The 765-nt window shown below is 62.1% G+C and carries 1 pseudogene; it reads right to left on the reverse strand.

The window, feature by feature from the left end:
• Window positions 1-258: 258 nt before the first annotated feature.
• A pseudogene (locus tag ACF8FB_RS11640) lies at window positions 259-365 on the reverse strand (3-deoxy-7-phosphoheptulonate synthase); the annotation flags it as partial.
• Window positions 366-765: the final 400 nt, after the last annotated feature.

Below are 765 nucleotides of genomic sequence, written 5' to 3' on the forward strand. Positions count from 1 at the left end.
CTTTTTGTCGTGGCAAAAAGGAACCAAAAACCGTCGGCTCCCATCATCCGGCCCCTACGCTGCGCTCCGGGGTCCCCTCGCTCCGGCCTTGCTCCCGGGAGCACGCGCTGCAGGCCCCATCCATGGGGCCTCAGCGCTTGACGGGCATCCATGCCCGTCATCTCCCTCCGCAAGGTCTCCACTCGGCCTCCTGAAGTCGCAATCTGCGTCGCCTGAACTACCGCGCGCTTAGAAGCCAGATCAAAAGCGAAAAGCGAGCTCTGTGATCGGCCGGCACCGCCGATGCATTCGGTGAGATTCTGCCCGGTCATCTGGATAAGGATATCGCCGGCAAGGCTGCCCTCGGCCTGGTATACCTGGAAGAACGCCGTTGCTCTTGCTCTTGGCTTTTGCTTCTGAGCGCGCGGCAGTTCAGGCGACGCAGATTGCGACTTCAGGAGGCCGAGCGCAGGGATTGCGGAGGGAGGTGACGGGCATGGATGCCCGTCAAGCGCTGGGCCCCAGGATGGGGCCTGCAGCGCGGTCCTCCCGGGAGCAAGCCCGGAGCGAGGGGACCCCGGAGCGCAGCGCAGGGGCCGGATGATGGGAGCCGACGGTTTTTGGTTCCTTTTTGCCACGACAAAAAGGGACCCGCCGTAAGGGCGGAAAGGTGACTATGCGCCACCTTCGCGAATGAATTCCTACTTGATGTGGATGCTCACATCCAAGAAGCGAGAAGCAAGAAGCAAAGAGCGAACTCGTCTGTTTTGACTCGGCGAACCGTCC

Origin of the sequence: Pseudomonas sp. yb_2, assembly GCF_043103905.1 — a bacterium.
Lineage (GTDB): Bacteria > Pseudomonadota > Gammaproteobacteria > Pseudomonadales > Pseudomonadaceae > Aquipseudomonas > Aquipseudomonas alloputida.